This is a genomic window from Aeromonas sp. HMWF015 (assembly GCF_963878965.1).
Lineage (GTDB): Bacteria > Pseudomonadota > Gammaproteobacteria > Enterobacterales > Aeromonadaceae > Aeromonas > Aeromonas veronii.
In genome coordinates this window covers 1-3234 of record NZ_CAWNZT010000101.1, presented here as the reverse complement: position 1 = coordinate 3234, position 3234 = coordinate 1, and the positions used below count along the sequence as shown (strand labels likewise).

Sequence of the window (3234 nt, the reverse complement as noted above, 5' to 3'; positions counted from 1 at the left end):
AGTAACAAGGCCCCACCACCGATCTCCCGGTAGTTCAGTTCGTAGTTCTTCAATGTGGTTGGGGGGATCCCCAGTAAGTCCGCGAACTTGGGACGGCTCAGCCCCATGTTTTCACGCAGAGTACGTAAGCGCTTTCGGCATTCGTCGTTGAGCTGGGTGATGGTTGTGTTGGATTGGTCGGAGTGATTTTTCATGGTGATGTCCTTGGTTGGTTAACAAACACGGTCGGAGGAGATGGCGATTTTGCTCGCCAGATGGTAGGAGGTCAGATCTGCGACCCACTAAATAAAAGTTGATTCAATACAGATGCTTACAGATAGGTCGGAATGGGGTGGGAAAATCGCCCCTCGGTTGCCAAGGGACATGAAAACGGAATTTTGAGACCTGGATCACCCAAGGTGAGAGATGCTGAGTGGGTCTATCTTGTTGTTTCTCACCTGATTGAACTGGGTAGTGTCAAAGCTAAAGCTCATCTACTGATAGATTTGTCACTAGAGGGGCGTGTTTACTCCAGCTAGTTTTCTCGGGCGGTATTTCACCGCAGCAAACAATCCAAAAGGAGTTTGAAAATGGCTGAAGTAGACAAGGCTGTAGCGACTTTGCAAGACATGTGGTACCTGGCTGCTGTTGATGGCTTGGGTCTGGACAAGTCTTCGTTCATGCTTCTGCAGGCGGGTGCGCAGTTGCCCTATACCACCAGTGCATTCTGGCAGTTGATCGACTCGATCCCGCCCAAGGCTCTGACATCGGTATTGTCGTTGGGCTCGCTCAACAGCTTCTACCAGGACTACGGTGGTTTGTTCAGTGCGGTCATTGCACCGATCAGCGATGACTTCAAGCGGGTGATGGGTGACAACCTGAGCGACTGGATGGACTACAAAAAAACTGTCACTGCATCTGCTCGGAAAGATGCTGGCGGTATGCCGGGAGTGTTTGAGCTCTGGGCTAGTCAGAACTTGCCGGACAACGTGGCAACCTCTGCCATCTCAATCAATAAAAAGGACGACCACAATGTGGTGAACGTTGCATTGTCGAAGTATGACGCCAATAGCGATGCTGACCATCCGTTCGATCCCAAGAAAGATACCCTGTACAACATCAAGATCGATGACATTACCGGTGGGCTGATCGCACACGGTCCGACGAAGTCGGTACACATGGACAGCAAGACTTCGTCATCCGACGTGTCCACTACCTGGGCGAAAGGTGGGGTCAGTGGTTTCTTTGATATCTTCTCCCTCGGGGGCGGTGGTAGCTACAGCAGCACAACCAGCAAATTCACCAGCTCTGAAGTGACCATTGATGCAACATTCCAACATGTTGTCACTTTGGAAACCTTCAAACCGGGTGACTGGTACAGCTCTGCCTTCCTGAACTACGCCTACAAGGGAGGGGATACGGCCTGGTCTGCGGGCAACCCGATGACCTGGGCGAGCACGTTTGGCCCGGACGGTAACCTCCAGCGGATCATCGAAGGATTGGTCATCGTTGACGGTATCGATATCGTCATGACCTCCGATGCCACCTACAGCTCCGAGGAGCAGACCTCGATCAAAACACAAGCCAAAGGGGGCATATGGCCGTTCTTCTCAGCCAGCGCCAGCGGTGGCCATGACACTGATGTGACCTTTAACGATAAAGGTCAGATGACGGTGAAAACCTCGCTCCCGGCGGGAAATCCCGTTGTCTTTGGTGCCAACGTCCGCGATATCTCTGCCTACGTCACTTCGCAGGCATTGAAAGCTGCGGCAATGGCAAAATGAGGTCTGCAAGGATGAAATCAATTATCTCTGCAGTCGTCACTGTCATGCTGATGGTGTGTTCTCAAAGTGCGTTGGCCGCATATTTGGACTTTTCTCCAAATTGGAGTGCGCCAGCGACCAAGCCCATGAGCAAGAAAGCCGCAGCGAACGTGGTCATGCAGTGCAAGACCGTTGCGGCCTACAGCAACATGGCCGGAGACAAGTCTGGTGCGATGGTTGTCGCTGGACCTCATGAGACCCCGACAGATAAAAAGACTCACCTGACGGTGCGGCTCTATAAAAACAATACGCATGAGAAATCATGCCACGTATACACGGGTAAGAATCTGGACTACAGCAGCTGTAACTGCGAATACGTAGACTGACCTTTAAACCTGATGCGCCTGCCTAGAGCAGGCGCATTTTTGGGTTTGGCATCCCAGAATACTCTTTGGAATATTCTGGGATGCCTCCTGATTTCAGGAGGCAACTTGTCACCTTCCAGCCCCACATTCCGGTTCGAACGGTTGTGTGGGGATCTGCCGGGCCAGCAAATTTCGAGTGGTGACAGCCCTTACCTGGTTGTTAAAGAGCCCGCTTGGCCGAATTTGGCGTGAGCGAAGCCAAAGCATCCTTGCGGTGCTTGGAAAAGAGGCTTTGGCTATGGCGCTATGAGGGAAGCGCCAACCCCTGGCTATACAGCGTTACGGCGGTAAGCAGTTCGCCAGTGGAGGAGTAGGTTGGGTTTTGGTACATGGGCTGTTCGCTGCTGGGTTGCGCGAACAGCAACGAGGCGGTGTTGCTCTGAGGCAAGCATTGCCAAATGGAGGCGTTGCTTGATGGCTCGGCGGCGTGTTGCATTGCCATTCAGGCGGTCTGCAATGAGGGTTATGAGCTGGTCTGCTCGTTTGGCGGCCCTGGAAAAAATGCGCTTGGTCATGGTACATTTACTCCCATTGGCGAGTAGGTCCTCGCTAATTCCCGCTAGCTTTGGCTGGTCGGGGTCCTGATTGCTGGGGTGGTCCCCTGGCGTCTGGCGGGATGGTCTCCCGCCCTTCAAAGCCCGCCCTGCGCGGGCTTTGTCGTTCTTACGCGCTGGTCAGGCGCTTCACTTCTGCCCTGGTTAGGGGCGGGTCCTGATTGCTGGTCTGTTGTTGTGTTTTATCTGTTTACACCCAACATACTCAACGTCATTCGTTCTCTTTAGAGTACGATAGTTGAATCGTATTCTAAAGAGAACGACAGATCAATATCGATCTCTAAAATAAACACATAGAAACAACAAAACCCGCCTAAGCGGGTTTTGTTGTGAAGGAGTTGCGCGGGTAGGACTTACTTGATTTCTCGGCGCCTGAGCTCTGATAGCTTGCCCAGAACGATCGCTTCCTCTTTCGTTACAGTGCCAAGCCTTGGGTCAACGACACAAAAAATCCATACATCAATACCAGCCATAGCTCTGAGGAGTCTTGCTTGACCACTTTTTGCTAGCTTA

The 3234-nt window shown here is 52.3% G+C and carries 3 protein-coding genes; 2 read left to right on the top strand and 1 reads right to left on the bottom strand.

What is annotated here, in order from left to right; genetic code table 11:
* Positions 1-194 (bottom strand): helix-turn-helix domain-containing protein (locus AACS18_RS05010; protein WP_108613865.1); only part of this gene is annotated, 194 nt, incomplete at its 3' end.
* 375 nt (positions 195-569) lie between these two features.
* On the opposite strand from AACS18_RS05010, the gene AACS18_RS05005 reads away from it, so the two are divergent.
* Both AACS18_RS05005 and AACS18_RS05000 read left to right on the top strand, forming a co-directional pair.
* Positions 570-1763: a hypothetical protein gene (locus AACS18_RS05005; RefSeq protein WP_108613864.1), complete on the top strand. Its 1194-nt coding sequence runs from the start codon at positions 570-572 to the stop codon at positions 1761-1763.
* A gap of 11 nt (positions 1764-1774) precedes the next feature.
* Positions 1775-2128 carry a hypothetical protein gene (locus tag AACS18_RS05000; protein WP_108613863.1) on the top strand — a complete coding sequence of 118 codons (354 nt, stop codon included), beginning with the start codon at positions 1775-1777 and terminating at the stop codon, positions 2126-2128.
* The last annotated feature ends 1106 nt before the right edge of the window (positions 2129-3234 follow it).